The sequence below is a fragment of the Tessaracoccus defluvii genome, from assembly GCF_014489575.1.
GTDB classification, from domain to species: domain Bacteria; phylum Actinomycetota; class Actinomycetes; order Propionibacteriales; family Propionibacteriaceae; genus Arachnia; species Arachnia defluvii.
Genome location: NZ_CP060789.1, coordinates 2,304,309 through 2,331,197, shown reverse-complemented (window position 1 = coordinate 2,331,197; position 26,889 = coordinate 2,304,309). Strand labels below are relative to the sequence as shown.

Annotated in this window: 28 protein-coding genes and 1 tRNA gene; 17 read left to right on the top strand and 12 right to left on the bottom strand. The window is 70.1% G+C overall.

Annotation, left to right across the window (positions count from 1 at the left end):
• Positions 1-33 precede the first annotated feature (33 nt).
• Complete coding sequence (locus tag H9L22_RS11195) at positions 34-609, bottom strand: 5-formyltetrahydrofolate cyclo-ligase (protein WP_187720000.1); 576 nt, start codon at positions 607-609, stop codon at positions 34-36.
• A gap of 18 nt (positions 610-627) precedes the next feature.
• Between H9L22_RS11195 and H9L22_RS11190 the strand changes: the two genes are divergently transcribed.
• From H9L22_RS11190 to H9L22_RS11175, 4 genes are all read left to right on the top strand, one after another.
• Positions 628-1,917 carry a molybdopterin molybdotransferase MoeA gene (locus H9L22_RS11190; protein ID WP_187719999.1) on the top strand — a complete coding sequence of 430 codons (1,290 nt, stop codon included), beginning with the start codon at positions 628-630 and terminating at the stop codon, positions 1,915-1,917.
• 77 nt (positions 1,918-1,994) lie between these two features.
• Positions 1,995-2,762, top strand: coding sequence for a hypothetical protein (locus H9L22_RS11185; protein ID WP_187719998.1), 768 nt, complete (start codon positions 1,995-1,997; stop codon positions 2,760-2,762).
• 63 nt (positions 2,763-2,825) lie between these two features.
• Positions 2,826-2,898: transfer RNA gene (locus H9L22_RS11180), tRNA-Ala, on the top strand.
• A 269-nt stretch (positions 2,899-3,167) separates the two neighbouring features.
• Positions 3,168-3,605, top strand: coding sequence for a hypothetical protein (locus H9L22_RS11175; protein ID WP_187719997.1), 438 nt, complete (start codon positions 3,168-3,170; stop codon positions 3,603-3,605).
• Positions 3,606-3,953: 348 nt separating this feature from the next.
• On the opposite strand, the gene H9L22_RS11170 is transcribed toward H9L22_RS11175, so the two are convergent.
• Complete coding sequence (locus H9L22_RS11170) at positions 3,954-4,919, bottom strand: hypothetical protein (RefSeq protein ID WP_187719996.1); 966 nt, start codon at positions 4,917-4,919, stop codon at positions 3,954-3,956.
• 8 nt (positions 4,920-4,927) lie between these two features.
• Between H9L22_RS11170 and H9L22_RS11165 the strand changes: the two genes are divergently transcribed.
• Genes H9L22_RS11165 through H9L22_RS11145 form a run of 5 tightly spaced genes read left to right on the top strand, consistent with a single transcriptional unit; the run spans position 4,928 to position 7,324 of the window.
• On the top strand, positions 4,928-5,557 hold the full coding sequence (locus tag H9L22_RS11165) for an MMPL family transporter (protein ID WP_187722662.1): 630 nt from the start codon (positions 4,928-4,930) through the stop codon (positions 5,555-5,557).
• Positions 5,550-6,188 (top strand): hypothetical protein, encoded by a 639-nt coding sequence (locus tag H9L22_RS11160; protein ID WP_187719995.1) that lies wholly within the window; start codon positions 5,550-5,552, stop codon positions 6,186-6,188. Before H9L22_RS11165 ends, H9L22_RS11160 begins: the two co-directional genes overlap by 8 nt.
• A gap of 1 nt (position 6,189) precedes the next feature.
• The gene (locus H9L22_RS11155; RefSeq protein ID WP_187719994.1) at positions 6,190-6,633 is read left to right on the top strand and encodes a hypothetical protein; all 444 of its coding nucleotides are present in this window, start codon (positions 6,190-6,192) and stop codon (positions 6,631-6,633) included.
• The gene (locus tag H9L22_RS11150; RefSeq protein WP_187719993.1) at positions 6,630-7,115 is read left to right on the top strand and encodes a hypothetical protein; all 486 of its coding nucleotides are present in this window, start codon (positions 6,630-6,632) and stop codon (positions 7,113-7,115) included. Before H9L22_RS11155 ends, H9L22_RS11150 begins: the two co-directional genes overlap by 4 nt.
• Positions 7,116-7,120: 5 nt before the next feature.
• A complete protein-coding gene (locus H9L22_RS11145) occupies positions 7,121-7,324 on the top strand; it encodes a hypothetical protein (protein WP_187719992.1) in 204 nt (67 codons plus the stop codon).
• A 4-nt stretch (positions 7,325-7,328) separates the two neighbouring features.
• On the opposite strand, the gene H9L22_RS11140 is transcribed toward H9L22_RS11145, so the two are convergent.
• The 6 genes from H9L22_RS11140 to H9L22_RS11115 form a co-directional block, all read right to left on the bottom strand.
• Positions 7,329-8,921, bottom strand: coding sequence for a type IV secretory system conjugative DNA transfer family protein (locus H9L22_RS11140; RefSeq protein WP_187719991.1), 1,593 nt, complete (start codon positions 8,919-8,921; stop codon positions 7,329-7,331).
• A complete protein-coding gene (locus tag H9L22_RS11135) occupies positions 8,870-9,586 on the bottom strand; it encodes a hypothetical protein (RefSeq protein WP_187719990.1) in 717 nt (238 codons plus the stop codon). Before H9L22_RS11135 ends, H9L22_RS11140 begins: the two co-directional genes overlap by 52 nt.
• 131 nt (positions 9,587-9,717) lie before the next feature.
• On the bottom strand, positions 9,718-10,131 hold the full coding sequence (locus H9L22_RS11130; protein WP_187719989.1) for a hypothetical protein: 414 nt from the start codon (positions 10,129-10,131) through the stop codon (positions 9,718-9,720).
• A gap of 13 nt (positions 10,132-10,144) precedes the next feature.
• Entirely contained in the window at positions 10,145-10,723 is a 579-nt protein-coding gene (locus H9L22_RS11125) for a hypothetical protein (RefSeq protein ID WP_187719988.1), read from the bottom strand.
• A 128-nt stretch (positions 10,724-10,851) separates the two neighbouring features.
• Positions 10,852-12,927, bottom strand: coding sequence for a hypothetical protein (locus tag H9L22_RS11120; RefSeq protein WP_187719987.1), 2,076 nt, complete (start codon positions 12,925-12,927; stop codon positions 10,852-10,854).
• Positions 12,928-13,074: 147 nt separating this feature from the next.
• Positions 13,075-13,779: a hypothetical protein gene (locus H9L22_RS11115; protein WP_187719986.1), complete on the bottom strand. Its 705-nt coding sequence runs from the start codon at positions 13,777-13,779 to the stop codon at positions 13,075-13,077.
• Positions 13,780-14,396: 617 nt separating this feature from the next.
• Here H9L22_RS11115 and H9L22_RS11110 point away from each other — a divergent pair.
• Genes H9L22_RS11110 through H9L22_RS11100 form a run of 3 tightly spaced genes read left to right on the top strand, consistent with a single transcriptional unit; the run spans position 14,397 to position 16,322 of the window.
• Positions 14,397-14,732: a hypothetical protein gene (locus tag H9L22_RS11110; RefSeq protein WP_187719985.1), complete on the top strand. Its 336-nt coding sequence runs from the start codon at positions 14,397-14,399 to the stop codon at positions 14,730-14,732.
• Positions 14,719-15,714, top strand: a complete 996-nt coding sequence (locus tag H9L22_RS11105; RefSeq protein WP_187719984.1) for a tetratricopeptide repeat protein — start codon at positions 14,719-14,721, stop codon at positions 15,712-15,714. The genes H9L22_RS11110 and H9L22_RS11105 overlap by 14 nt, the downstream gene beginning before the upstream one ends.
• On the top strand, positions 15,690-16,322 hold the full coding sequence (locus H9L22_RS11100) for a hypothetical protein (RefSeq protein ID WP_187719983.1): 633 nt from the start codon (positions 15,690-15,692) through the stop codon (positions 16,320-16,322). The genes H9L22_RS11105 and H9L22_RS11100 overlap by 25 nt, the downstream gene beginning before the upstream one ends.
• Here the strand turns inward: H9L22_RS11100 and H9L22_RS11095 are convergent.
• From H9L22_RS11095 to H9L22_RS11085, 3 genes are read right to left on the bottom strand one after another with little or no spacing between them, the layout of a single operon-like run.
• The gene (locus H9L22_RS11095) at positions 16,311-16,694 is read right to left on the bottom strand and encodes a hypothetical protein (protein WP_187719982.1); all 384 of its coding nucleotides are present in this window, start codon (positions 16,692-16,694) and stop codon (positions 16,311-16,313) included. The two genes, H9L22_RS11100 and H9L22_RS11095, sit on opposite strands and share 12 nt — an antisense overlap.
• Complete coding sequence (locus H9L22_RS11090) at positions 16,679-17,146, bottom strand: hypothetical protein (RefSeq protein ID WP_187719981.1); 468 nt, start codon at positions 17,144-17,146, stop codon at positions 16,679-16,681. Before H9L22_RS11090 ends, H9L22_RS11095 begins: the two co-directional genes overlap by 16 nt.
• Positions 17,083-17,478: a hypothetical protein gene (locus H9L22_RS11085; RefSeq protein ID WP_187719980.1), complete on the bottom strand. Its 396-nt coding sequence runs from the start codon at positions 17,476-17,478 to the stop codon at positions 17,083-17,085. The genes H9L22_RS11090 and H9L22_RS11085 overlap by 64 nt, the downstream gene beginning before the upstream one ends.
• A gap of 67 nt (positions 17,479-17,545) precedes the next feature.
• Here H9L22_RS11085 and H9L22_RS11080 point away from each other — a divergent pair, with 67 nt between their 5' ends.
• A complete protein-coding gene (locus H9L22_RS11080; RefSeq protein WP_187719979.1) occupies positions 17,546-19,306 on the top strand; it encodes a hypothetical protein in 1,761 nt (586 codons plus the stop codon).
• A 770-nt stretch (positions 19,307-20,076) separates the two neighbouring features.
• Here H9L22_RS11080 and H9L22_RS11075 read toward each other — a convergent pair.
• A complete protein-coding gene (locus H9L22_RS11075) occupies positions 20,077-21,027 on the bottom strand; it encodes a hypothetical protein (protein WP_187719978.1) in 951 nt (316 codons plus the stop codon).
• A gap of 94 nt (positions 21,028-21,121) precedes the next feature.
• Here H9L22_RS11075 and H9L22_RS11070 point away from each other — a divergent pair, with 94 nt between their 5' ends.
• Genes H9L22_RS11070 through H9L22_RS11055 form a run of 4 tightly spaced genes read left to right on the top strand, consistent with a single transcriptional unit; the run spans position 21,122 to position 26,855 of the window.
• Complete coding sequence (locus H9L22_RS11070; RefSeq protein ID WP_187719977.1) at positions 21,122-22,504, top strand: hypothetical protein; 1,383 nt, start codon at positions 21,122-21,124, stop codon at positions 22,502-22,504.
• Positions 22,494-23,891: a hypothetical protein gene (locus H9L22_RS11065; RefSeq protein WP_187719976.1), complete on the top strand. Its 1,398-nt coding sequence runs from the start codon at positions 22,494-22,496 to the stop codon at positions 23,889-23,891. The genes H9L22_RS11070 and H9L22_RS11065 overlap by 11 nt, the downstream gene beginning before the upstream one ends.
• Positions 23,888-24,979 carry a CHAT domain-containing protein gene (locus tag H9L22_RS11060; protein WP_187719975.1) on the top strand — a complete coding sequence of 364 codons (1,092 nt, stop codon included), beginning with the start codon at positions 23,888-23,890 and terminating at the stop codon, positions 24,977-24,979. Before H9L22_RS11065 ends, H9L22_RS11060 begins: the two co-directional genes overlap by 4 nt.
• Positions 24,972-26,855, top strand: coding sequence for a hypothetical protein (locus H9L22_RS11055; protein ID WP_187719974.1), 1,884 nt, complete (start codon positions 24,972-24,974; stop codon positions 26,853-26,855). The genes H9L22_RS11060 and H9L22_RS11055 overlap by 8 nt, the downstream gene beginning before the upstream one ends.
• The last annotated feature ends 34 nt before the right edge of the window (positions 26,856-26,889 follow it).

Here is a 26,889-nt window from a genome sequence, read left to right as displayed (position 1 = left end):
GTCTCGAAGGGGGCGACCGCCCACCATGGTAGTTCACCGATCAACGAGTACCGAACGGTGCTCCGTCACGTAGCCGTCGACGCGCTGATCGTGCGGCTCCACCGGCACCGTCGGCAGCAGCTCCGCCTCCCGCGTCAGGGCCACCACGGGCGCGGCGGGGGAGCGGTGCAGCAGGGCCCTGTCGTACCAGCCGCCGCCGGTGCCCAGCCGGGTCAGGTCCTCCCCGAGCGCCAGGCACGGCGCGACGATCAACGTCGCCTCCGCCAGCGCCTCAGCAGGCAGCCGCGACCCGGCTGGCTGCGGGATGCCTCCCCAGCCGACGACCAGCTCCGTCTCCGGCTCCAGGCGCGCCCAGTAGACGCGCTTCGCGATCACCGGCAGCAGGATGTCCCAGCCGCGCGCGGTGAACCCGTCGAGCAGTGCGTCGGTGCCGGGTTCGCCGGGCCGCGACGCGTACAGCGCCACCGTCCCCGGCGTCATCCGATCGGCGATGGCTAGGAGCGCGGCGGTGCGGGAGGCGTCCTCGGCGGCCCAATCGGCCGCCGTGACCAGTTCCCGCGCCGATAGGACGGCGAGGCGCAGCGCGTCCTTCGAGGGGTCCTGAGGCATTGGCCTATCGTAGGGGCCATGGCATGGTTCGCCCGTAGTAAGCAGGAGCCCGTCGTCGACGAGGAGGTCGTCGAGGAGCCCCGTCTCCCCGAGCCGCCCGCCCTCAATGAGGCCGGGCTGCGGAGCGTCGCCGATCACACCGCGTACCTGCTCAGCCTGGTCGATCCGCTGCGGCCGTTCGGCATGACGCTGCTCGAGGGCTGGAACCAGGTGGTGTGTGAGGACATCGACTCGATGATCTCCGTCCCCGCGTTCTCGACCGCGAAGGTCGACGGCTACGCGGTGCGTTCCAGCGACCTCACCGAGGACGACGGGCGGCTCGTCGAGACGCTGGACGTGGTCGACGCCGTCGACGACCGGCTGCCCATTGGTGCGGCCCTTCCGGTGCAGCCGGGCGATGTGCTGCCGGCCGGCGCCAACGCCGTCCTTCCCGGCACGTTCGCCACGGTCGAGGAAGGGAGGGCCACGCTAATCGAGAAGGTCGAGGCGGGAGAGTACGTCCGTGCCGCCGGCGAGCATCTCGCGCTGGGCACCCGGCTGCTGAGCCAGGGTGACATCCTCACCGAACGCGCCATCGGGCTGCTGGCCGGTGCCGGCATCGACAAGGCGATGGTGCGGCCCCGGCCGCGCGTCGTGGTGATCAGCTCGGGCGACAATCTGGTGGAGCCGGGTGTCGAGCTGGCCCCAGGGGAGTCCGCCGACGCCAACTCGTACATGATCGCCGCCGCGGCCCGGGCCGTCGGCGCGACGGTGTTCCGCGTCGCCGTCCACACCAACGACCGCGAGACCATCAAGCAGGTCATCACCGATCAGCTGATCCGCGCCGACCTCGTCATCTCCGCCACCGGCGGCAGCCGCGAGGACTACGAGGCGATGGTCGCGGTGATGAAGGAGATCGGGCTGGTCGACGAGGCCAATGTGGCCATGTCGCCGGGCAGCACGCAGACGTTCGGGCTTGTCGGCGACGAGCAGGTGCCGATGCTGATGCTGCCGGGCAACCCGGTCAGCGCCTACGTGACGTTCCACGTGTTCGCCAAGCCGCTGCTGCGCCAGCTGATGGGGGCGGACACGGGTCCGCGCCCGGGGCGGGCGATCGCGACGGGCACGCTGCGTTCGAACGAGGGGCAGCTGCATCTACTGCGGGGCCAGACTGTGTCGGATCAGAAGGTCACGCACGTGACGCAGGTGACGTCGCCGTACGCGCTGGGGCAGCTGGCGGAGTCGAATGTGTTGATCGTGATGGATGAGCACGTTGAGCTGGTGCGGCCGGGTGAGGCGGTCAAGGTCTGGTTCCTCGACGGCGAGTGACCGGAAGAACAGTCCAACCCAGCGACGCACCGAGCACCCTCCACCCGAACTACACCCTTGTTGTTTAGGTTTGCTCCATGCTCGCCGGAATCATCATCACCATCGTCGTCGTTGCTGGTCTGGTGTTCGCTCTGCCCTGGGTGGCCTCTCTTCGCGCACCCGAGCAGGACCTCGACGGTGATCCGACCGAGCGTTTCTCCCAGTCGGCCCGCATCCTCCACCAGGACCTGTCCGATGAGCGTGACGAGGACGAAGGGGTCGCCGTCTCCACGCCGCTGACGAGGCGCGCCAATCTCCACGAGCTGCGGATGGTCGCCCGCCAGGCGGCGCGCCGTCGGCTCATCGTGGTGTCGGCCCTGCTGTTCTCGGCGCTGGTGCTGACCGGGCTGGCCCTGTTCTCCGTCGTCGCATGGTGGGCTCCGCTGATCCCCACCGGCTTGCTGGTGGTCTTCCTCGGGATCGCCCGCTTCTCGGTCGTTGCGATGCACCGCAGCCTCGACGCCCGCGCGGCCGCGATCGAGGCCGGCTACTCCGAGAACGAGGACACCGGTGTCATCAATCTGAACGACGCCGAGTCCACCGAGAGCGTCGAGATCTCCGTCGACCTGTCGATGCCCACCGTCACGAGCGGCGGGCTGTGGGAGCCGATCCCGGTGACGCCGGCGACCTACGTGTCGCAGCCGCTGCTGCCGCGTTCGGTCCGCACGATCGACCTGTCGGCGCCCATCCCGCAGACGGCTCCCGTCGTCCCGACGGCCGACAACCCGGCCGAGGAGGCCCGCGAGATCGAGGAGGCGACGGTGGCGAACCTGGCCGAGTTCCGCCCGCGGGCGGTCGGCGAGTAGCCGCCTGTCCCGACTTGGACGCTGAAAGCAGACGCTGCTAGACTCGCGGACGCTGGAAAGCATGGGGCTATGGCGCAGTTGGTAGCGCGTCTCGTTCGCAATGAGAAGGCCGGGGGTTCGAATCCCCCTAGCTCCACAGAAACATAATGAGTCCTGCCCCGCCTGATGGCGGGCAGGGTGCTTTCTGTCGGCACCGGGACGCAACAGTGGGCAGACGTGGTTCTTTCGTTGGCAGGGCTGCTCGGTAGCCTCGATCCTGTGAGGGACACGAAGCAGACAAAGACCATTGGCGAGCATCACGCTGCGGCGTAGCTGGCACGACGTGGCTGGGCACCGGCGCTGACACGCGATGGCCTTGAGCGCACAGACATCCTCGCTGTTCTTTCCGACCCGGAGAACCGCCGGATGGTCGAGATCCAGGTGAAGACGGCGCGTGCGGCCGTCTGGGGATCGATCAGCTGGCCGCCCGGATCGAAGACGCAGGGGCCGAGCCAGCACGAGCGGGAGTACTTCGTCTTGGTGGCTGTGCCGCACGGCCTCACCGTTCGGCCACGGAGCTTCGTGGTACCGCGTTCGCACGTGGCCGCTGCCGCCTGGATCGCACACATGAACTGGCTCACCGAGCCAGGGATCGAACCAGGGAAGCGGAACGCGCCAGTTGACCGTTCACGGGTGTCGCTTTCCATTTTCGAGCGGTACGAGGATCGCTGGGATCTGTTGCTGGTCGATGAGTCTGAGGCGCCTGTGCTGCTTCCGGCGTGCTTCTGGACGCTTGCGCAGGAGGGTCGCGTCGGGTTGCCTCCGGGGCATGCCTGGCACGGAGCGCTGCCGAAGTGGCGGTGACAGCGCGATAGCCCAGGTGGTTGCTTCCCAGCGGGTAACCTCTGAGGCGTTTTGTCGGGGGAGGGGGAACCCAGCAGGCGGATTGCACCAGTGCTCAGCCGAGCCCATCGCCTCTTGGCAGCGACCAGCCCAAGTGGCTTCGTCGAGCAACTGCTCTACCGCCGCCTCGTACTGCTCCCCGACGAGAGAGAGCACAGCCAGCGCTGCCGCAGTGGCCGATGTGCGCTCAGCCGGTAATGCGTCTTTCGGCAATCGCCTCCGCGGCGGCCCGAGACGCGCTGTGGAGGTCGGAGAGGCGGGTGGCCAACGTCCGTACGGCCAACGCTTCCGGGAGCATGTCAGAGAACTTCAAATCCCGGACCGCTCGCTCCGTGACCTCCGGCTCCACGCCCGAGAGATCACGTCCGAACCTGGCCCTGGCGGCCTCCAGCGCCTCGCGTAGCTCAGCGGATGTCGCATTCGCACGGAGTACCACGTGGTCATTGCTGAACGTCGACTCAGGGTCGCATATGCCCGGCGCCGCCTGGTTAAGTTAAGTGCCGACCACAGCACTGCATTGGCTCTGCTTCCGGCCCACCTCCACCACCGGGTCTCCTCAGACTCATGGAGCAGGACCGTGCGCCGAGCATCGACTCGGTTGGCGTGGGTCGTTCGGATCTCCTCAAGCTGTTCCTTGGCCCGCCTGCTCAGTGTCACGCCCGTGAGCTCGGCGCCGAGGAGCACCCGCCGCATCGCGTCCACGAGCTCGAAGCTCAGTGGGCTTGGTGATCCCATCCAGCGTGCGAGCCCTACTCCGGCCGAGGGTTCGACGTATGCGCGACGGTGGGGCCAGTCCACGGAAGTGACGACCCAGGATCGCCCGGCAAGCGCCAATCGTCGGGGCCCTGTCGTCTTGGTCAGCAGGACCATGGGGTCAACGGAGCCGATCTCCGAACGTCCATGAAGTACCGTCACCTGCGGATCGGAAGTGAATACCGTCATCACTTCCATGAAGTGACGCCGGCCGTAGCGGCCTTCTGCCGTAGGCCCCACTATGAGCATGTCGCCGTCGCTGGCCAGCCATCCCTGGTCAAGCAGTTCTGAGAGGAGGCTCTCCTCGTCTTCTGGGGCGATGAGGGGGAGGTCTCCGATCCAATCGCGCCACACGTTACGACCGACCTGCCCCTCCTGGAGGGTGATCGCGAGGAGCTGCTGTGCAGCGATGTGAGCGGGAGAGGGTGGGGCCTTGATGGCTTCTACGAAGCTCTCGGACCACAAGAGCAGCAGAGCCACAGCCCGCAGCAACTCGTTGTCATTGGTGGCCAGCAGCGTCATGTTGCGAACTGTTCCAGGTCGCCGCCCGGTGCGCCCCAGCCGCCGCCTCGGGCATCATCGCCGACACCGCCAACGATCTCCTCCGGATCGGGCTGGTCGCGCTCGCCGTGAACCTGCTCCTCCTGGTCATCTTCCTGCGGGCGTTGGTCGCCCCGCTGTACCTCCTCGCGTCGAGCGTCCTCGCGCTGGGGGCGACGCTGGGCCTGTCTGTGCTGTTCTTCCAGGACTTCCTCGGGCAGGACGACCTCACCTTCTACGTGCCGTTCGCGGGGTCGGTGCTCCTGCTGTCCCTGGGGTCCGACTACAACATCTTCGCCGTCGGCCACGTCTGGCAGGAGGCCCGTCACCGGTCGATGAAGGAGGCCCTCCTCGTCGCCACCCCGGAGTCGACCCGGGCGATCACCTCCGCAGGCCTCGCGCTGGCCGCGAGCTTCGGGCTTCTGGCCCTGGTCCCGCTGGGACCGTTCCGCGAACTGGGCTTCCTGCTGGGCGTCGGGATCCTCATCGATGTGTTCGTCGTCCGGGCGCTGCTCGTGCCGTCACTGATCACGCTGGTGGGCCCGCCGAGCAGTTGGCCGTCAGGCATCCTCAAGCGTGAACGGCGCACTCGAGTCGGCAAGGAGCGCGCGAATGCCTGACCAGTACCCGGTGCAGCCAGACGGTGGCCCGGACGAGGGCGGCCCTGCCGGTCAGGCCATGCCCCCGGGGGGCAAGGGTCGCACCGTCGCAGCTCCGGCGTCATCGCGTCGACGTCTGCGAGGGCGCGTGCTCGACTGGGTGATCGGCGCCCTCGTCACGCTCAGCCTACTGCTCCTCGCGCTGCTGCTGTTCTGGCTGTCGATCACGCGGCCGGTGGGCAGCGCGGATGCCACGCCAAGCGTCGGCACACCGATGCCCTCCGCGGCCGGACCCAGCGCGGATGCCACCCCGCCCTCGGATCTCGCCGAGGACGAGGTCTGGCTCGGTGACATCTCGCTGGAGGCCGGCTCCATCGTCGCCGCGGGAACGCCGCTCCTCGACGTCGTCGGCACCGGTACCGACGTCACCTCGGGGCCCGACGGTCTCGTGGCCCGCCACCTCGACCTGACGGCCACGGTCCCGTTCCACGTCGTGGCCGCGGAGATCGGCCCGGACGCCACCCTGAGCGCCGCCGGTGGGGGTGAGGTGCGCGTCGACACCCGAGTAGAGGCACTGGGACGTAGCCTCCCCGGCGCTCATCGACCGGATCCGGGCCGGGTGGGAGGCGGAGCTGACCGCCCGGCAGCATGAGGTGTCTGCGCTCAGCGCCCGCAGCGGCGCGGGCAAGCGGGGTGAGGAGGGCGGGCGGGAGGCCGAACTGAGGGCACTCACAGAACGGATCCGGTGCGCCCAAGCCGCCGTGGCCCGCTGCAGGGAGGCCGCCGGCGTTGCGGCACTCGCGGCACTGGCCGTCAGCCGAGCCGACGACGACCTTCAGACCGGCCTCGCCCGGGTCGAGGACGCGGAGGGCCACCTCGAACAGGTAGCGGCCATCGCAGGAGAGTCCTCAACCCACGTCGACGCAGCCCGTCAGGCCGTCCTGAGCGCCACCGATCACCTCGCCTTCGCCAAGCGCTCGCTCCGCGAGACGGCAGAGGCCACCAGTGCGCTGTCGTCGAGCGCCCTGCGTGCCGAACGAGGACTCGACGATGCCGCAGAGCAGCTCAGTCGCATCGATCGAGGGCAACAGCCATGACCGCAACAGCCACGGCCGAGATCCGCCGCCGTCTTCGCGATGCCGAAGGGCTCCTGACGTCGGCCGCGGGTCAGTTGGCGGGTTGGGAGGACGCTGCCGCCTCGCGCATTCGGCCGGACGTCGACGAGGTTGCCACCAGTCTCGCGGTGATCACCCGCCACGCAACCGACCTGGGTGAGCACGTCGACGCCGCCAACCGCCTGATCGATACTGCGAGCGAGAACTGCCAGTCGGCCACTGCCGGGCTTGGGGACGCCTCGGCGGTGCACGAGGGCATTGACCGGCAGCTGACCGAGGCGGAGCAGGCCCTCCGACGGGGGGAGCAGTCGGTGCGCGAGAGCAGCCACCTCGTGACGCGGGCGCTCCAGATAGTGAGCCAGGCCGGCTCGCCCGGTGGCCTCGCCGTGAGCATCGACGCGCTCGAGGGGGAGTTGGCCACCCGGGTTCGGGGGATCCGCGTGGCACACGGGCCAAGCGGATGATCGCAATGTCCGCCGCCCGCGCCGTCGCTACGGAGGCGGCATGGATGACGGCCGAACACCTGGCGGGCGCGGCGGTTCAGGCGACCACCGGCCTGAAGAATGTCCAGTTCGGCGATGCGTGGGACTCGTTGCGTGCCAGCGCGGAGGTCGTTGCGCCTCTGACGGTGGCACGCATCCGAGCCCTACTGGACCAGCTGCGGGCGGAATAGCCTCTCAGCCGTCTGAACCGATCGACTGGGATTGAGCCAATCGCTGGACTTCCTCGAGCAGGTCGCGTCTGCGCCGCGCCTCGTCGAGGCGTCGACTCTCCACCGACTGTCGGTCCCTACCCTGCTGAGTCACGCGCATCATCCGCTCGACATCCTGGAAGGTCAGCGGTGGCACCTGCCCGAGATCGACGGCGAACCGTCGACGGCTCCGGGCCTCCACCTTCTCCGCGACCACCGCGTCACCTGACGCCCGGTCGTTGTGGTCAACGGTGAGGGTGAAGGCGTCGGTGAGGGAGCCGTCGCTGCTGAGCGTGGCGGCGCACTGCAGGCGGCGGAGCCTGGTCAGCGAGCCCCCCTCCCATCCGCCGAGCCGCTCCTCAGCCGCCCGGGCCTCCCGGATGCCGGTGCGGAAGGCAGCCACGTTGTTGCAGGTGGACTGGACGGCCTCCGCCAGCGACCGGGTGAGCTGCTCGAGGTTCTGATGGGCCAGCACCACCCCGAGGCCGAACTTGCGCGCCTGCTGCAGCAGCCGGGGAAGTAGCCCGCTGGCGAACAGGTGTGCCTCGTCGACGATGAGCAGGTGGGGTACCGTGCGATCGCCCCGGGAGGCCAGCCCGGCCCAGTGCTTGGTGAGCCACAGCTCACCGAGAAGTTGTGCGCTCGTGTCACCGAGGGTCGGCGACGCCAGATCGATGAGCAGCGAGTGCCGCGCGTCGATGACGTCGATGACTCGGACCCCGTCCAGTCCCGTGCCGAGGATTCCCCGCAGCTCGGGGGAATTGATCATGCGCTGGAACTTCGACACGAACCAGGTGGTGAACTCCGCGAAGTCCTCAGGCCTGCGGTTGACGAAGCTGTTGCGCAGATCCATCGCCACGACCGGATGAGAGTCCTCGAGGGCGTCGGCCACGGCCTTCAGCCGGGCCTGGCTGCCTGCGAACTCCGGGACCAGCGCCAGGTTCGCCCGCCTGCCGAGGAGTGCTCGCTGGGCCGCCATCAGGCTGGCGAAGCCTCGCTCCCAGACCGGCCCCATGAACCCCTGTTGACGAGGGTCGAACAACTCGCGGAGCACCGTGATGATGACGTCGGTCGCAAGTTCGGGGTTGTTGCCCGCCAGCGGGTTGATCGGCACCGGTGCGGAGGCGTCTCCGCTGCGCACGACGTGGATCCGTTCGACTGAGGTGGCGGGTGCTTCGCTCAGCACCCGGTCGACGAGTGTTCCGTGGGGATCGAGGATGCTGACGCCCAGCCCTGCCGCGATGGCCTCGTGGGCGAGTGCGGCCAGCAGGGACGACTTGCCCGACCCCGTCGACCCGAGGACCTGGACGTGTCCCAGCAGGTCCGACGCTCCGATCCTCACGTCGCGCCGCGTCCCGTCCGAGGAGGAGGCGGTGCCCAGGCGAAGCCCGGTTCGGCAGAGGTCCTCAGCGAGTGGCACCGACCCCACGCCCGGCTGGATCGTCGGGAGCCCGCAGACCGTGGCGTCGGCCGTCGCGGGGATCGACGCCAGGCAACGGGCCAGCCCGAACGGAACCGCGTGCCCGATCAGCGAGTCGGCTGAGCCTTCCCACGCCCGCGCCGTCTCACGGGAGGGCATGGGCAGCGCAGCGAGCGCGACGCCTGACCCTGCGCTAGGAGCGCCGCCCGCACCCTGGGCGGCAGGATGGCGCCGTGCCCGACCAGCAGGCGGGCCTCGACGGGGGTCCCGAGGTATGCCACCACGCGCGTGTGGTCGTCCGCCTGGGTGCCGGCGGTGAACTGCTGGGGCAGCTGAGCCAGTTCGAAGTCGTGGCACGGCGCCAGGTGCAGGCGGACCTCGACCGATTCTTTCCGCATGGCCCGGAGGAGCGCGAGGGGATCGTCGGCCACGGCTACGGGCCAGAACCATGGAGTCCTGCGCCGGGGTTCGTTTTCCGGCTCGAGGAAGGCGAACGGATCCGGTGCCATGACGCCCGCCGCGGGCACCAGCTCCGACACACACTGCGGTTCGGTGCCTTCCGGGCAGCGTGGGGCGCGCACGAGGCGTGCCACATCCTCGAAGACCCAGGAGAGTTCATCTCCGAGGTCCATTGGTGAGGCCACCGCCAAGTCGATGCCGCCGCTGCCGGTGGCGACCGTCCTTACCTCGACGGTGGTGTTGACGGGCAGTCCGGCCACCACGGTGAGCAGCCGATCGCCGGCTCGGCGGGCGGCCAGGACGGGCGCGTCGTGCCGGATCAGGGCGTCGATGCGCCAGACGTTGGGGTCGGGGTGCTGATTCATGAGGGCTCCTTCCGTGTGCCTACAGGACCTACCGATCCGCGATCGGGTGGGGAGGCACACCACACGAACGGCCCTGACGGCCGGTTGTGAGTGAATTCGGGAGAGTGGTCGGTCCGCTGCACGGGGCTGAGCTAGACAGCGCCGTCGGGGTCGGGCCGATAGCGGCGCTGGAATTCGACGCGGGAGACCACCCATCGGTGCCCCTCCCGGGTGACGACCCAGTCCCCTGCCTGGGCCACCCTCGTGCCTTCTGGTGACTCCACGAGCTCGTCGACGCTCGCGGGCCGGGCCAGGACACGGCCGACCGACCGGAAGAGTCCATCCTCGATGGGCTCGTATGTGGCCCGAAAGTCCCGGTCCGTGATGGTCCACACCCGCCTCGGCCGCCCCGGCTCCCAGAGCTTCCAATGACCCGCCTGGCCGTGCATCGTTGCTCCGTCCGCGGTGGTCCAGACGAGCTCCTCGCGCAGGAGCTCGGCCGCCACCGGTAGCCCGATGCGCCTGAACGGTCGCCAGTCCGCGCCGTGCCGGGGAGGATTCGCCATGACAGTCGGCAGCCTAGGCGATGAGCATCAATGCGAAGAGGAGAACGCCGGCGGTGAGCGCCAGGCCCATCCCGAAGATGCCGCGCCCGAGCCTGACCGCCGTGGCGGGGGCGACCCGCCGCAACAGCCAGGCCTGCTTGACGCCGCGCAGGTTGGGGCCGGAGATCTCTACCTCGTCGCCTTCCGAGAGTGGAATCACCGCGGCCACCCGGGCGTGGACGAGCCCGTCGTCGGCCTCGATCACGAGGTCCCAGCCGTCCGGCTCGGTGCGCGGGCGGGACAGACCGCCGACCAGGGCGCCACCCAGGAGGTGCCCGAGGCAGCCGCTCCCCAACCGTGCCATGACGACGAAGCCCACCACTGCGAGCAGAAGGACCGGCAGGAAGGCGAGTGTGAGTTCCAGGATCATCAGCGTGACGAGGTCCCGGTAGGCGATGAGTAGTCCGGCCATCATCACGAGCACCGCCACCTTGACCGCGCTCACGGGGAAGGCCGCCCCGGTGTGCACGGGACTGCCGTCGATGACGACACCGTGCAGCCGGAAACCACTGGCCGGAACCTGTCCGAGGGCCCGGCTCCAGTGGTTGGGCAACGGGACAGGGGCCGGTGTGGGCGAGATGGGACGGTGTGGGGTGGGATCAGGCGGGGGCGGAGCCTGCGCCGGGCACTGCTCGCACGCCCGTCCGGCCGTGTAGCGCCCGCACGTCGGGCACGTGAAGATCATCGATCCTCCGCGGGGTCGAACACGTCGATGCGGAGGTCGGCGAGATGGGAGAAGTGCGCGAGCACCGCGTCGGTGTCGTAGCGTCTCGTGCTCTCGGCCAGGTCGGCCCAGCCCCTCACGTGACGGTGTCGCCGTCCGTGCGCCACCTGGTGGCGTGCCCATCGTCGGTGTTCGGCCTCGCCAAGCCAGGTCAGTGTGTCGGCGTCGGGCCGCCATGGATCGACAGGGGACGATGCGGAACGCCAGTCCAGCCCGAGGCTTGCGAGCTTCACGGTGACGGCCCGCGCCGACGAGCGGTTGGAGGCCTTGTCCTCTTCCGAGAGGCCGGGCCACTGCACGTGGGCGAGGTCGGACCCGGTCGCGTTCCCGGTCTGCTCCGAGGTCACGAGGTAGGCCGCGTGCAGGGCCACCGCGAACTCCTCCATGTCGGCCGCGGGAAGGACTGGCGTCGCGTGCGGCCACTCGAGGCCCCATCCGGCGCGGGCACACGCGACCGGGAGCCATTGCGAGAACTCCACCCCCCAGGCCCACCGATCCCGCTCCGTCAGGAAGGTCGGCACAAGGCCGTCGACCACCGCCAGCAGCTCGGCAGCCATCCGGTGAAGCTGCCCCGGGTCGAGCAGCGGCATGGCCTCGACCGTGTCCTCGTCGGTACGGGCGAGGCCCCCGGCGCCCAGCACGCGGTCCAGCGCGAAGTCGGAGCCCGCGACCGGGCCGAGGAGGCGCTCGGTGAGCCGGTCTGCGAGATCCTCGCCCTCGTCGGGGGCGGCGTCGCGGCCGTCGAGGTAGTCCCCGAACACGCTGCGGCTGATCGAGGACCAGGTGGCCAGAGAGGTGCTCAGTTGCACTCGGAGGAGGGCCGCGCGGTCCTTCCCGAGCTGGTCCGGCTCGGCGAGAAGCTCCTCCGTGGAGACCATGGCCGAGGAGTCCAGTGTTCCCAGCAGCTCCGTCCAGGTGCCGGCCGACTCGACCACGACCGACACACGCGCCGTTGGGAGGCCACACTGCAGACCTCGGGCCACCGAGAGCGCCCGCGCGTCGTCTTCAATGGCGACGATGATTGCGGGACCAGTTGACGCGACCTTGTCCGCGTTCGGTCTGGTCCACCCGTCGATCAGGCCGCGGCAGGCCGTCAAGGCCCCGCGCGGGGTGGCCGGAGCCGGCCGCCTGCGCAGGTCGGCGAGACCCTCGACCTCCGCCTCGACCGCGTCCACCCAGGAGAGTTCGCTCCCGACGCAATGGATGCGTTGTGGGGCGCCGTACTCCTGCCAGCCCCGGGCGATCTGCCGGACGATCTCGGCGGCCAACTCCCCGTCGCCAACCACTATGGGTGCGGGGCAGGCCGCCTCGCGGATGGGCGGGTTGGCCGCCACGGCCTCTCGGGCGACAACAGCGAGTCTGGGCACGGGCAGAATGTTGAGGGCCTGGTCGGCCAGGAGCTGGGAGGCCAGGTCGGAGCTGTCCAGCAGGAGGATCAACGGGGCGTCGGCGTGGTGGTCGATCTCGCGGGCCAGCCCCACCGCTTCGGTGTCGCTGGGGGCGGTGACCGTCACGGATTTCGCGCCAGCAAGGATGGCGCGGAGCGCAGCATCGGAGGAGGGCCCGGGGAGGGTGACTCCCGCGGCGCGGGCCGCCTCGGTGTCCGTCACGTCGACGTCTCCCACCCACACGGGCCGATTTCCCAGCTGGGCGTGGCGGACAGCCAGCCGTAGGGCCTCTGGACCGGTTCCAACGATCACGGCGTGGTCCTGCAGCTTCCGAGCCTTGGCGGCATCAGGGTTGCCTCGCATCACCGTGAAGAACGCCATGAGCAATGTGGAGAAGGTGACGGTCGCGGCAGCGAACCTGGCCACCTGCAGGAGTAGCGGTGCGGGACTTGGGCCGACGTCGTTGAGGGTGAATAGGCTCAGCGCAAGGTAGATCGCGTCGACGAGGGCAAGGCCATCGAGACCCCCGAAGAAACGGTGATCGGCGCGCGGCTCATAGAGGGCGCAGGTGCCCATGGCGATGGCAACGGTCGCCAGACAGATCAGCGTCAGCAGCCGCCACCTGGTGCTCAGCCAGCTGGGCATCGCTGCTTCCCTCTGGTGTTTCTTGATTCGGGTCATTTCTGGGGGCCTGTCCCTCCGGGTGCCAGCCGCTGGTGCGGCCTGCACCGACACAGAGAACTGACGGACGGACCCCATGAGAGGGCGGTGTGTCCCCTGGCGCCTCACGGATCATCGCCTGAAGACAGCGCGGAAGATGGACATGCCGATCCAGACCGGGATGAAAGAAGCGAGATAGGTCACCGCCGAGCCCGTCGCGTTGCTCAGAGGCTGACAACCCAGCGCGTCGTCGGACGTCACCCCTGCGTAGGTGCTGCCGGCGATGGTGATGAGCGCCATCCCGACGCCGACGGCCCAGATCCCGATCTGTGGCCAGCGCCCGACGATGGCCCCCAAGGCCAGAACCCCGATCAGGACGACCGTGAACCCCACCGAGTGTTGGGATAGAACGGCCGTCGTGGAGGCGAAGGTCAACAGCTCCACCATCGAGAACCACCCCAGGCCAACCTGGCCGGCTGCCTTGAGGCTGCGGCCCAGAAAGATGGTGTGGATCCCGCCGTACGCGAACATCGCGGCCATTGAGAACATCATGGCGATGCGCCATCCCAGGCCTACGCCAAGCAGGCAGTTGTCGCCGGCGAGGTACTCGGCGACACCCGGCAGTGAGGCGGCGATGCCCACGATTCCGAGGCCGACGGACGCCACGCGGCTGACCGTGCCGGCGACCCATCCCAGCAGCACCACCGCAGCCAGCATCATCCCGAACGCCACGTCGAGCTGCCCGCCGCTCAACACCCCCAACGCAACGGCGCCGAGCAGCCCCTCTAGAAAGAGCTCCGCCTTCGACGATTCGGCCTCGGCCGCCTGCTTCTTCACCTTCGCCCCCCTCGGCTCCCGTACCTCCATCTGACGGACACCTGTCCCCACAGCGGCGGGAACTGTCCGCCCACGCCGCACTCACCTGCGAGACCGGCACCCGCGTGTCGGTCTTGCCTCAATGAGCCCGTCGACGGGAATCCCTCACTCGCCTCCTGTCTCTCCGTTCATTCCCCAACGGCCCCGAGCCGCGGCCCCGGCCCCCGGGAATCGCGAATCGGTAGGTCGGGAGAGCAACGGAGAGGAGAGCGGCTTTGTGGATCGTCTGGTGACCAGCGTGAGTGTGCGGTTGTCACCGCATCTGGTCACTCGCAACATCGCCACGTCAGTCCGGCGGGTGTGAAACACCCACATCCGGCGGACCGTCCCGTCAAACCCTGTGGGGCCTGCTTCGGCAGGCCCCACGCCGAACCCCCAACCAGGAAGGCACAACCCATGCCACGTCGAACGCTTCTCGCCATCACGTCCACGCTGGCGGACCCCGGCTCCGCGCCGATCGTCGGCGCACCGCACGAGCCCCAGGCCTCCGCGCCCCGATCCGATACCTGAGCCGTCCCCGATGTCCCGGGTGGAGGCCTCGTAGACTTCCACCCGGGACATCGACGAGGGGATGACCGGTGACCGATGAGCGTGCGAACGACCCGGATCGCGTCAACTCGGAGCTGGAGCTCGAGTACTGGCGGGTGGCAGCAGAGATCGCCACGTTCGATGAGTGGGTGGCCTACTTCCCACCGGGCACGAGGCCGGATTTCGCCACCCTCAGCGCCTGCGGAGCGGATCCTCTGGTGGCGGCCCCGTTGGGCCGAGCCCATCTGGCCCTGGCCGCCGGAGCCGGCGACGAGGACGCCGAGTTCGTTTCCGCGGTGCTGGCGTTCCGGCGTGAGCCGGACCCCGACGACACCTCGCCGGGGAGGGCCTTCCGGGCCGAGATAGCTGTCGATGACCACTCCTGACCCCACCGTGGAGGCGGCCCTCGAGCGTGTCAAGCAGCTGGATCGGGCAGGAGACCTCGATGGGGCGAAGGAGGAGGTGGAGCGGCTCCGCCTGGAGCTGCAGCCCACGGCCACCGTCCAGATCCGAAGCAGGCTGCTCCGCGTCGGCGCGCGGGTGTTGCGCCACAGACACGAGAGGGCCAGCCTCCGGAATGCCGGCAACGCCGCGGGCTCCGCCTTGGCCATCTCCCAGGCCGCGCCGACGCCCAACGGGACGGCCGTGACGCTGGCCTCGCTCGAGGTGGCGGCGTGTGAGCTGGCCAGCGGAGACGTGGATGCGGCCATCCGGAGGGTCGAGGGTGTCCGGGACCATCCGGATCCGGCGATCTCCGGCTGGGCGCACCTCATCGTCGGCCGCTCGCGCCTTGCGCAGGGCCGCCACTTCCCGGCGATCGCCTCGATGCACAACGCGATCGCCGAGTTCCAGCGCCACGGGCACGCCCACCGGACCGCTGCCGCGCGGCTGTGGCTCGCCGTCGCGCTGGACGACGCGGGACGTGTCGAGGAGGCGCACCGAGCCCTCACCGAGGACCGCGCCGTGTGGACCGGGGATGCACCGGTGCGGCGAGTCTCGATCCTTCACCGGCTCACCTCGGCCGCCAACGCCCGGAGCCGAGGAGAGATCGGGAGTCGCTTCGCCTGCTCGCCGAGGCGCGGGAGCTCCTCGACAGCACCACAGGCATGCGCGTGGAACGGGCGCGGATGCATCGGCTTCGGGCCGAGTGTTACTGGGAGTGGGGACAGTTCGGACGGGCCGACGCTGAGTTGGCCGCTGCGCACAAGGCCCAACCTGTTGATCAGCCGTCTCCGAGGGCCAGGACCCGTGTGCAGGAGCCACCCCTGCCACCGGCACCGCTCGCTCTGGGTGCCTCAGATGTCCCCGCGGGGACGCACCCGTCGCAGCGCCTCGACGACGAGGTGCTGGAGGCACTGGACCGCCTGACGGAGGACCAGGTGCGGGGAAGCAGAGGCGTGCGCTTCGTCGTCGGCCAGTGCGAACGCCTGCAGGGCGTCTCGGGCTACGAGCGTGACGAGGTCTTCGCCCTGTTCCGTGCGGCGCGTCGCTTGGACCCAGCCGACGCCGAGGCCCTCCAGTGGCGGGAGCGGCTGCTGCGCCGTGCCGAGGCACGGCTCGAGTTCCTCCCTGGGCTGGAGACCCTGCGTGGCCGCGTGCGCGTGCAGCTCGCGGGGCTCCTCGCTGACAGCGGCCGGTCCGAGGAGGCGCTGAGCCTCATCGTCGAGGCGCTGCTGGTCCTGGATGGAGAACGCTTCGCCATGGCCACCCGGGACTGGCGTGCCACCTGGCTGTCCGTCGAGATCGAGCCTGCCTACGACCTGGCGATCCGGCTCGCTGTTGTCCAAAGCGAGACGTCGCTGGCCCGCGACCTCATCGTCAGGTCCAGGGCCGCCGGGGTCGTCTCGCCGGGCACTGAGCTCCCGCACCGCCGGCCGACGCTCGGTGATGTGCCGCTGGTGCCCCCGCCTCGGTTCCGGTTCCTGGACGGGGAGGTCTCGTCCCTGGGCGAGGGAGCCCCTTGCCTATTCTGCTAGGGGTGATTCGTCGGGATGTGACCCCGCAGCCCGTCGGTTCGGAGCGCTGATCGTCGCCACGGATGCCCACATCAGCGGTGCGCAGGTCAGGCTCGGATCGGTCCGCCATTGGTGCAGCTTGGCGCGCTGCCACGCGTTGATGGCGGCCACGGGGCGGTCGGCGGTCTGTGCACTGTCGACGGCCACGGCCAGCTCCGACAGGGCGGCCGGGCCTCCGCGGCGCTCGAAGGCCTCGTCGGTGGGCAGGGTCCACAGCGTGGCGTGGACGGTGTTCGCCCCGTTGGCGAGGAAGGCGGTGGCGAGTCCGAACGGTTCGGGTTGGGCCAAGTCGAGGCCGGATGCGCACGCCACCACCGCTACCCGTGGGGGCATGGGCCACAGATGGTGGCCGCCCTGCCCTCGGCGCCGTCCTGCCTGCCGGTCAGCAGGCGGGTGGCGCTCAACTCGTCGGAGAGGGCGAGGATGGTGTCTCCCTGCCGGACTCCCACGTGCGCGACGAGGAAGAGCCGAGACCACTGCCTCTCCGTCAGCAGCGCGGACAGGGTTCCCGGACCGACGCCGGTCTGGACTCGCCAGGTGGCGGCCGGGCGGCCGGCGCCCAGATCCCTCCACCGCCTCGTGCCCGCCGGGTTGAGGACGGATCCCTGACCACGCGAGGACAGGGGATCGAGGATGTGCAGGGCAGGCAGCTCCCGGGCCTCCTCCCAGGGGGCAGGTTCTGGGGAGGCGTCGGGGGCGAGGTCTCTCGGCAGAGTGGGACCTATCCAGGAGATGTCGGCCACGTCGAGGAGGCGGCGTTGGTCGTCGAGCGCAAGCAGCCCCACGGCACCTGCGCGCACTGCCGGGAGGGAGCCACGTGGAGGTCCAGCGGGCCGTCGGAGGCAGCCTCGCGGATCTGTCGCCGCAGCTCCGCAGGGATCAGTGCTTCGGACAGGGCGAGGGCGAGGTGAGGTTCCAGGTCCGGGCGGGCCAGCTCACCGTCGAAACCGAGCGCCTCGAGATCCTCCGCAGGGCGGGGAAGCGCATCCTCCAGCCGTGAGAGGGCAACGGTGGCGTCGATCTCCTCGATGCCCAGCCTGCCGTCGTCCCACTGCCAGGCGAGCCAGCGCCCACGGGCTCCGTCGCCGATGATCTGCAGCTGTCTCTTCCCCTCCACGGGCTCACCCCCACATGCGCTGAGCCTATGGTCGCAGACCCCCCTAGTCTGGGGCGGAGGAGGCACAGTGAACGAGAAGCCGGTGGTGATCAGGGCACAGTCCGACGAGGATGTGGTGCGGCAGCTCCGCGACCTCGGCGAGGCCCATCCCGAGGTCGTGGCCGTGGTGCGCGGCGCCGACCTCCCGCCCCTGTTCGAGGACGTGGCCGGGGTGCGGGTCGTGTCCTCTGACCAAGAACTTGGTCGCGAGTTGGCGCGGAGATTCCCGGCCAGGCCCGCAGATCGGGCGGCACCGCCGGCCGTCGTCGTCGGGGACGGCGACCTTGCACGCATCGTCGCAACAGAGCTCGTGGTCAGGTCGGCGGCGCCTGGTGAGCCGCTCACCCTGCACTGCTTTGGTCGTGACCCGGAGTGGGCGGTGTCCGCCATGACCGAGGTCGGGGCGAGGGGTCTGCTGCTGTGGTCCCAGCTGTCGATGCGTCCCATCGACGTTGCGCATCGGGTCGTGGAGATCGTCGCTGCCGAGGGGGAACTGCCAGCCTTCACCGATTCGGCGGGACCGACCGTCATCGTCGCCCTGGAGCGGGCCGCTGAGGGGCTCCCTGTGGCCCGGACGGTGGCCGCTGCGCTTCCGACGGCACGGGTGGCGGTCGCCGTCGACGAGGAGGGGCTGTGGCCGGCTCTGCGGGGGGTCACTCAGGTTGCCCGCGACGCCTGCGTGACCCGGGCGGTCACCCAGGGCGAGGCAGACGAACTCCTCGAGGCGCTGTACTCCGACGTCACGTGGATGATGGCGCCGGAGGCGCTCGTCACGGCCCCGCTCGTGGACCTGCTCGGGCTGGCCCGAAGCGAGGCGGGGGATGCTCTTCCTCTCGAAGAGCAACCCGACGACGCGCTGACGAGGCTCCTGCTCGTCGTGGACAACCTGGGCGCCGTGCTCGCCGCCGGGGGTGTGGAGGTGGCGCCGGTGGGCCAGGAGCTGGGCCTTCCTCCGGTGCTGAGCCCTGGAGACCTGTGGGCGATGAGCGGCGAGCTGCTGGGCCTGATGGCTGTGGAGGCGACTCCTGACGCCAGGCTCTCCGCGCTCGAGCTGGCGCTCCGCCTGCCGACGATCGCTGCCCGCGCCGGACTTGTGCTCACGCGCGGCGCTGACCGTGGTGACGTGCTGTCCTTCGACAAGGTCGAGGCCCTCGCGCCGCTGGTGCACGACGCCTACCAGCAGATCAGCGCCCGCACCAACAACGCCACAGCGTCACCTTGGGCCGGTGTCGCCTGGCAGGAGCTGGGGGATTACGAGAAGTCCTCAAGCAGGGCCGTCCTCGTCGGCTCCGCGGTCTACTTCGCGGCCGAGGGGCTCGACTGGATCCTCTCCGACGAGCCATCGATCCGCGCCTTCGAGGGCGAGACCGTCAACCGCTTGGCGGAGCTCGAACACCGCCGATGGGCGGTGAACCAGCGGGCCAACGGGCGGCAGAGCCACAAGTGGTCCACCCCTGGAGTCAGCTCGACGAGGGGCAGAGGAGCTACGACGAGCACATTGTGCGCAGCCTCCCGGCGATCCTCAGCGCCGCGGGCATCGAGGTGGTGTCGGCCTGAGCAGGGGCTGCGCCTCCAGCTCGTCGAGGATCTCCTCCATGGCTGCGTCGATCACCGGAACGATCCCGCACACCTCGCGGCTCGCCTCGGCGAGCGCGGCGCGCCGCGAGTAGCCCCGCCCACGGAGATCCAGGTAGGCACGGTGCAGCAGCCCGGCCATCGCCTTGTCGGCGAACGGGACCGGGGCGGGATCCGCCACATCGTCCGCCAGCTCGCCGGGGACGCCCTCTGACATCAACGGGCCGGTGAGGTTGTCGTACATCCATGCGAACCCCGCCTCGGCGGTGGCGGTGGCCATGACGAGGTCGATCTCGCGTCGGACCACGGACCTGTCGCCGCCCGGCAGGTACTTGGCCCGCTCCTCAACCAGACCGTCGATGGGCCAACTGCCGCAGACGTGGTGGCGGCTGAACGGGTAGGCGCGCAGGATCCGGAAGAGGATGACGAGCCACTCGCCGATCTCAGGCCTGCGCGCCAGCACGCAGTTGACGCGGCCCGCGGCCCCGTCGTTGCGGGTGGGTTTCGCCGGCAGTCCGCGGCGGGTCCGGCCGGTGCGTTGCAGCTCGCTCACCTGGCACCGCGCCACGCTGGAGGCGAAGGCCGGCAGGTTGTCGATGGACTGACCTGGGTGGAGCTCGATGTGGCGGCGGACCTTGGCGACGACGCCGACCAGCAGGTCATGGAAGATGTCGAAGCAGCCGGTGCTGTGGCAGGCGTCCGCCACCAGCTCGGCCCGTAGATCCGCGGGGCCGTACGGTACTCGCCGGGTGGGACAGTACCCACCCGGCGAGTGTTGGGCCGCCCGAGCCTCCGCTGTTGCGGTCCACGTCGCAGGCGCAATCCGCACCACGTCGATGCCTCCCCAGAGAGTCGTCGTCTCCAGGAGACCCAGCCCCATTTCCCCCATAGGAAGGAGTGTGTTGTCCCTGTCTCAAGTGCCTCGACAGATGCGGCGAAACTGTCACAATTTTGTCACGCCGCACAACGGGGGCGGTGGCCTGGTCAGTCCCACTTCCAGCTGACGCCGTACCCGCGCCCCACCTGGGCGTCGCGGAACACGCACTCGTGGCGTCGGAGCCCCGGGTCCAGCTCGTGGGTGACCGGCAGGAACGTTCCGACGGGAATATCGCCCTCGAACCGGGCGACCGATGTCGGCCTCGTCGACCCGAAGGTGACCGACGCTCGGATCTCTCGGGTGGGATTGAGCGGGTAGAACCCGACCATGGGGGTCATCGCCTCGTGGCGGGGCAACTGAATCGAGATCGTGAAGGTGTGCTCGGCACCGTAGGGGATGGATCGGCTGAGCTGCGTTGAGATGCCGAAGGTTGCGTTGGCTTGGGCTTCGACCTCGACCGACCGGCAGCCGTCCAGAGCCAGGACGCGGACCGCTTCTGACGGGGCCAGCCTCGGGACCGAGATCTTCTCCTCGAACAGCCCCACCTCGGGAGCCAGAGCCAGGATGGTTCGGGTCATCACGACGCTCGGAGCTTTACCCCGGAGGTCTGCGTGGACGCTGGCCTGCACCATGAGCCAGTCCGGCGTCGGCACCAGCGACTTCGCCTTGCCGGAGAGGGTGAGCCGCGCCACAGCCTCGAGGGCCTCATACACGCGGCGGCGGGCCGTCCGCCCGCTGCGGTCCTGGTGGGTACCGATGAGCTGGAGGCGCTCGCCGAAGTCCCTGGGCGAGCCCGGACGAAGCCCCATCCCTTCGATCAGCGCCAGGCGGAGGCGCGGGTCGAGGTGCGTCGCGGCGGACTTCAGCCGGGACTCGACGGTGCGCCACGCGACTTCAGGGCTGACGTCCGCCGGAAGTCCGTAGGCGGCCATGAGGTTGCGGCACGAGCCCACCGCGCGCGGCCCGCTCCGTGCCAGCAACTTGAGCTCCGCCACCAGCGACGTGAACTCAGCCGTGTCCGGCCGCCTGATGTCATCAATCTCAGCCTGGGCGCTCATGGCACTCCTCTTCCCCGGACACGGAGTTTACGGGAGGGGCGCCTGGCCTCCGGAGGCCGTCCGTCATAACCCCACGAACGGAGGAGGTGGACTGGTGAGTGCGACTGAGCGGGACGAGTGTCAGGAGTGGCTCCGGTCGCTTTCCCGGTGGAGGATGGTGGGGGTCCGCGGAGCCGGCCTCACCGCCTCGGACGTGGTCAAGCACCTTGTCGCGCCGGAGTTGGAGCGTCACCGTCGACGGGGCCGGGGCGGTCCCGAGGGGCCGGCGGAGGCTGGGGTGCTGGAGGAGGAGCTGGGCGAAGTGGAGGACGCCGTGAACCAGCATCTGTTGCTGGCGCGGGCTGCGCTGGACGATGGGATGGACGTCGCAGTCGAGCGCAATCTGGATGTCACCGCGCTGCAGGTGGGGCAGTCGGTCCTGCGGGCGATGGGTCACGCCATCAGAGCAGGCCGTCACGTCACGGAGGCGGACGCCGCCGCCTACGTCGCTGCCAGGCTTGAGAAGGCCCCGCCCGCACGGCGGAGCCTGCCCCGCTCCGAGTTCGCACGGGCGTACGGCCAGGTCTTCGAGGCCAGGTGGCGCGCCGTCGGCGAGGCCAATCTCCGTGACTTTCCGCACGATGAGGCCGGGCTCGGGCCCGATGAGCCGCCGCCTCTGGTCCGCCCCGGCCGCGAGAACCAGCTGCGCGGCACCGGCAGATCCGTCTACTCCCGCTACCACCTGGCAGCACGGGATGACGAAGTGGTGGGAGACGCCCACGTTGTGGCGCGCGGCGAGGTCGATCGCGCCTGTGGCCGGTGGGGGCTGTTGCTGGAGGGCACGTTCGTCGTGCTGAGGAGCCTGTGGTCCGGGCTGGCGCACGCCCCCATGGATCGCGGCGACGTGCATCCTGGTGCGGGCGAGTTCTCACCGGAGTGGCAGCGGGAACCGGGGCCGCTCCGCGAATCACCCGCCGAGCATCCGCTGGCGCCCTCGGGGAGTCACGTGCACGGCGAGTTGGCAGCCTACGCCCAGGCGCTTCTGGCGACGTACCTGAGGCGCGAGCCGTCGGGTCGGTTGCTCAGGGTGACCCACCGTGTTGATGAGGCGCAGGACGACGCGCTGAGGCGGGGGTGGATGCAGTGCCTGACCGAGGACAGGCGGGACGTCCAGCCAGACGCCGGCCAGGCGATGACAATCGTCCGCATCGCCGTGTTCAAGGGCATTCCCACAGGGCAGGACCTTCGGCGGAAGCTCGTGCCCAACCACCCCCTCCTCGACGATGACACGCTGCGCACCGCCTCGATCGGGTATGTCGCACGCATAGGCACTCAGCGCTCGCTTCGACTGTTCCAGGGCGATGCGACGGAGGCCCGTCAGTACACCGAAGCTGCCCTGGGCGGTGCGATGCTTCCCCTGGATCAGCTGCTGAAAATCGGCCGGGGTCTCGACCTGCCCGACCCCGAGGACGAAGAAGGAGCCGAGGATGACCAGTGAACGCAGCCTGGCGATCGAGCCGAGCGGGCTCGGCGTCGTGAGCCTGGGCCGCGAGCAGCATGCTCCCGCCGGCGCCGCCACCGTCTCGCTCCTCGGATGCCTGGTCACCGTGGATCCGTGCACCCCGGAGGAGCCGCCCCACTGCCTGGTGAGCGACCCGGGCTCGGCGGCTGTCGTCATCGAGGCGCTCTACGGCCCCGCCGTCGCGCGACGACTCACGGAGCTCGACGACCGGTCCGACGGGCCGGAGGAGGTCCCCTTCACCGCCGGCCGGGAGTTGGACGTGGTCATCCGGCTCGGCACCGTCAGGTGGCTTCGGAGCAACTCGCCGCTCCCGCTCGATCACGGGCTCCTGGAGCTCGAGGAGTGCGTGCTGCTCGGCCAGATCGCGGAGCTGCTGGATCCCCTCGATGAGCTGTGGCTCGACTCCCTCGTCGATATGGGTCCGCACCTCCTGCGGCTGGCCGATGAGCGAGAGTTCCGGCCCGAGGGCCTGGCCGACGTCGTGGCCGACGGGCTGGAACTGCTGGCCAACCACCTGCCGGTCGCGGATCGGCTGAGGCTGGACGCGGCGAGCCGGCTCGCCCGCTGGTCCACGCCGCCGGGTTCGCCCCACACCCCGACCTTTGACGCGGGGCGGCTGAGCCGTGAGCTGGCTCCGGTGGGGGCACTGCACGCAGGAGCCGAGTCGTCCTTGTACGTGGGAACCAGCACCGTGGGCTGGGGTGACGTCCCGGTGGGCACCACCAGCCGAGCTGAGCGCAATGTGCAGTGGACCCTGCAGATCGAGGACGAGGACGCCACCTTGTCGGTGGGAGTCGAAGCCGCGGAGCCCGTGCTCACGCACCCAGCCCTGGGCCGCGCTCCGCGACGGATCGACACTCTTGCGTTCGATCTCCTCCTGCCCGGATGGCCCTTCCCCGTCGCGGCTGGGCGACTGCGGCCAGAGGGACCTGCCGAGGCCTGGGTCGGCCAGGCGCGGCTGGAGACGCCTGCGCGGGCCGCCGTCACGGCCGCAATCGGCCGGGGGAAGGCGATCACCATCCGGGTCCATGGCGGTGCGACCTGGCCGCCGGAACAGCCGATGGAGTCGGAGGCGCAGCGATATGCGGCCAGGGGGCTGAGCCTGCTCCGTCTCGACGCGATGCAGCCGGAGCCGTCCCTGCGCAAGGCGGCGGCCGACGCCCTGCATCGAGCGGGGAACCTGTGGCGCCACCGGAATTTCAAGGAGGCGGCCAAGGTGTGTGGATCCTTGGAGTTGCGGGCCGCCGCTGAGCGGACCGTGGAGAGGCGGGTCTGGGGACAGAGGCCGGCTGCCGACGACCGGCCGCTGCCCAGGTTCCCCATCAGCCTGGCCGAACGATGGCTCATGGAGGCGACGGGGTGAGCCGACGCATCGGCTGGCGGCTCGCCGTCGAGCCTCTCGGCCGGAGCTTCGCGTGGTCACTGTTCGCCAACCGGGGTGACGGGGCCGTCTCGCTGGAGGATGCGGGCACCGTGCCGGTCGCGAACGGGCTCCAGGACCTCGTGGCCGAGGCAGTCGGTGCGGACGCAACGTCGGGTGTGCTGGTGCGGCGCGAGACGGAGCAGCGATGGTCGCGCGAGCTGGCGGAGACGGCCCTCCCGGCGGTCCTCCGGGCCCGGTTGATGGACCGCACGGCGCGGCACACGCTCTCCATCTCGGCGCGGGGCTGGCTCGCCCGGGTCCCGTGGGCCGCGTTCCAACTTCCGGACGGGCGACGCCTGATCGAGGCGGCACGCGTCCTCGGCACGCTCGCGCCCGGCGTCGTCGCCACTCGCCACCGGCCTGCGGCCCGGTTCTCCGGAGTCCCCGGGCTGGCCACCATCGATCCGGGGCCGCTCGTGGGCGCGGTGGGCCCCATCTACCCGGGGGGGCTGCCCGGGATGCTAATGGCGCAGGAGGGGCTGCCGCCGGACGACGTGTTGGTGCTCGGCCCCACCTCCCCGGACGAGGTGGGGGAGCAGCTGCGATTCGACGAGTGGTCGCGGTGGCTCTACGTCGGGCACCTTGCCGGCGGCACCGACGAAACCCCTGGGGCGGCATCGTTGGTGCTGGCGCAGGGCGACAGTGCGGCGCGGTTGTCGGCCCGGTCCTGGCTGGCGGACCCGGACCGGTGGCCCGCGCCTGCGCGCGTCGGGCTCATCGGCTGCCAGGGAGACGACTCGGGATTCGCCGAGCAGGCCGGGCTGGTAACAGCGTGCATCAACGCCGGTGCACAACTCGTGACCACCACTCTGTGGCCCCTGCCCACCGACGAGTCGCTCGGCAACGAGGCGCTGAGCCGTCTCGCGCTCGCAGTCCTGCGGGCGCATCAGTCGCCCGAACCCGTTGATCACCTGCGGCGGTGGCAACTCGATCGGCTCGACGCCTGGCGCCGCGACGGACACCCGGCGGACTCCCCGCTGATGTGGGCGTCCTTGACCACGATCGTCGCGGAGGCAAACGGTGACTGAGGAGGAGGTGTACGGCCAGGCGGTGGAGCTGGTGTCGCAGGCCGCCCGCCTGACCGACGCGGACCGATGGTGGGTGATCGAGCAGGTGGCTGAGCTCTGCCGATCGCACCCCTGGCTGGCGGCCGCACTGGTTGAAGGCTTCGAGCAGTGGGTGACCGAGGAGCAGGCGGAGGAGTCGGACTGGATCCCGGTGGCAGACGTGTTGGCCGACCTCAGCACGAGATGGCCGGAGCCGCACCTGGCACTGATCTGGTGCCGGCTCGCGTGGGAGCGGGAGGGTGAAGTGCTCCGGTGCGTCGAGGAGGCCGACCGGCTCACCCACCTGGACACCGCCGACGAGGAGTTGCAGGCCTTCGTCGACGGGCAGTGCGCGTGGCTTCTGGCGCTCGAGGGGCAGAGCAAGGAGGCGCTCGGACGGGCCCAACGGTGCCTCCGGGACCTCGGGCCGGACCAGGGCCTCGAGGCCCTCGTCGCTGACCTGCTCGACGTGGAGGAGACGGCAGCCACCGGAGCCACCTGGGCGGCCGCCGCGCTCCAGGGCGCACTGGAGCGGGGCGAGGACCCGGCCGAAGACCTGCGGGAGTGCTGGGCGCGCCTCCACTGGAAGTGGATGGAGCAGCTGCTGGGCGCTGATACTGGCGACCGCCGTGAACTGGCAGGGATACTCACCGAGCTCGCGGCCCATCCGGAGTGGGTGCCCGACGAGGACAGCGATCCCTACGTCATCGGATTCGCCCGGCTGTGCATCCTGTGCAGTCTCTACGAGCAGGCATTGGGCTGGCTCGCCCTGGCGTCGGACAGCATTGACGAGCCCGTCTTCCGGGCTGAGGCCGCCGTCGTCGAGGCGGAGGCGCTGTTCGGCCTCACGCGGGTGGAGGACCTGTCCGACCTCATCCGCCGGCAGGCCCAGACGGTGGCGCAGTTGGGCGACTCGGAGCAGCAGGGACGATTGGCGACGCTTGCCCACGCCGTCGCCCGCGCCCACCTCGACTGGGACGGGGCCGACCTCATCCTTGACGGCATGGATCCGGACGTGCTCGATCCGGACTTTGTGGCGATCCAGTCCGAGATGGATCAGATCAGTCGCCGCGTGGGGAGCGGCGTCATGACCACGGCGGAGGTGGACGCGCTGGTGGACTTGGCCCGGCGGAGCCGGGAGTCGGGCTCGTCCGAGTCGGAGGAGGCGCTCCTGCGGTTGGCGGCCGTGGTGGCTGCCGGCTCCGGAGATCCGCGTGGCGGGCAACTGCGGACACAGGCTGAGGCCCTCGCGGCTGACGCGGGGGAGGGTGCGGGGTGGCAGGGCGTGGGCCCGGAGTTCTTCGTCATGCTCGAGGAGGTGTGCCGGCTGGCCAGGGACGCGCCCGAGGTGGCATTGGCCCGAGCCCGGCGCTTTCGTGAGCTTCCGACGACCAGGGCTCGGCACTTCATACTCCTGGTGGTCGACTTGGCCTGCGCGCTCATCGAGGTCCGGGTGGCCGGGCAGTATCGGGCTGGTCTCGACTCCGTCGAGGAGGGTCTGCGACTGTGCGAGAAGGTGATCGGAACCCAGCGCAGCAGCCGGGAACGGTCCCGGTTGCGCCACCTGCGGCTCACTCTCGTCGAGGTCGGTCTGGTTGCCGCTGAGGCGGTGGGTGACACGAGGGCGATAGCGGAACTCATCGAGTTCCAGAGGTCGCAGTCGATGCCCGTGGCCAGGCAGGTGCCGGGCGTCGAGGACCTGCCGTTCGAGAGGATCAGTCTGCTGCTGGCCGACAGGTTCGAGGACTACGAGCCGGACGACGCCGACCTGACCCTCGCCACCGTCCCGACCAAGCTCCCGTGGCCCGCCCGGTTCTCCGCCGAGGGAGAAGGGGCGGCCCTCCGCGTCCCTCGTTGATCGTGTGATGTCCTCGGCTGACGGGCCGACGAGG

Excerpts from the sequence above, each read along its gene's own strand:
- H9L22_RS11195 (WP_187720000.1), bottom strand. The coding sequence starts at position 609 with ATGCCTCAGGACCCCTCGAAGGACGCGCTGCGCCTCGCCGTCCTATCG.
- H9L22_RS11190 (WP_187719999.1), top strand. The coding sequence starts at position 628 with ATGGCATGGTTCGCCCGTAGTAAGCAGGAGCCCGTCGTCGACGAGGAG.
- H9L22_RS11185 (WP_187719998.1), top strand. The coding sequence starts at position 1,995 with ATGCTCGCCGGAATCATCATCACCATCGTCGTCGTTGCTGGTCTGGTG.
- H9L22_RS11175 (WP_187719997.1), top strand. The coding sequence starts at position 3,168 with ATGGTCGAGATCCAGGTGAAGACGGCGCGTGCGGCCGTCTGGGGATCG.
- H9L22_RS11170 (WP_187719996.1), bottom strand. The coding sequence starts at position 4,919 with ATGACGCTGCTGGCCACCAATGACAACGAGTTGCTGCGGGCTGTGGCT.
- H9L22_RS11160 (WP_187719995.1), top strand. The coding sequence starts at position 5,550 with ATGCCTGACCAGTACCCGGTGCAGCCAGACGGTGGCCCGGACGAGGGC.
- H9L22_RS11150 (WP_187719993.1), top strand. The coding sequence starts at position 6,630 with ATGACCGCAACAGCCACGGCCGAGATCCGCCGCCGTCTTCGCGATGCC.
- H9L22_RS11145 (WP_187719992.1), top strand. The coding sequence starts at position 7,121 with ATGTCCGCCGCCCGCGCCGTCGCTACGGAGGCGGCATGGATGACGGCC.
- H9L22_RS11140 (WP_187719991.1), bottom strand. The coding sequence starts at position 8,921 with ATGCCCTCCCGTGAGACGGCGCGGGCGTGGGAAGGCTCAGCCGACTCG.
- H9L22_RS11135 (WP_187719990.1), bottom strand. The coding sequence starts at position 9,586 with ATGAATCAGCACCCCGACCCCAACGTCTGGCGCATCGACGCCCTGATC.
- H9L22_RS11130 (WP_187719989.1), bottom strand. The coding sequence starts at position 10,131 with ATGGCGAATCCTCCCCGGCACGGCGCGGACTGGCGACCGTTCAGGCGC.
- H9L22_RS11120 (WP_187719987.1), bottom strand. The coding sequence starts at position 12,927 with ATGCCCAGCTGGCTGAGCACCAGGTGGCGGCTGCTGACGCTGATCTGT.
- H9L22_RS11105 (WP_187719984.1), top strand. The coding sequence starts at position 14,719 with ATGACCACTCCTGACCCCACCGTGGAGGCGGCCCTCGAGCGTGTCAAG.
- H9L22_RS11095 (WP_187719982.1), bottom strand. The coding sequence starts at position 16,694 with ATGCCCCCACGGGTAGCGGTGGTGGCGTGCGCATCCGGCCTCGACTTG.
- H9L22_RS11075 (WP_187719978.1), bottom strand. The coding sequence starts at position 21,027 with ATGAGCGCCCAGGCTGAGATTGATGACATCAGGCGGCCGGACACGGCT.
- H9L22_RS11065 (WP_187719976.1), top strand. The coding sequence starts at position 22,494 with ATGACCAGTGAACGCAGCCTGGCGATCGAGCCGAGCGGGCTCGGCGTC.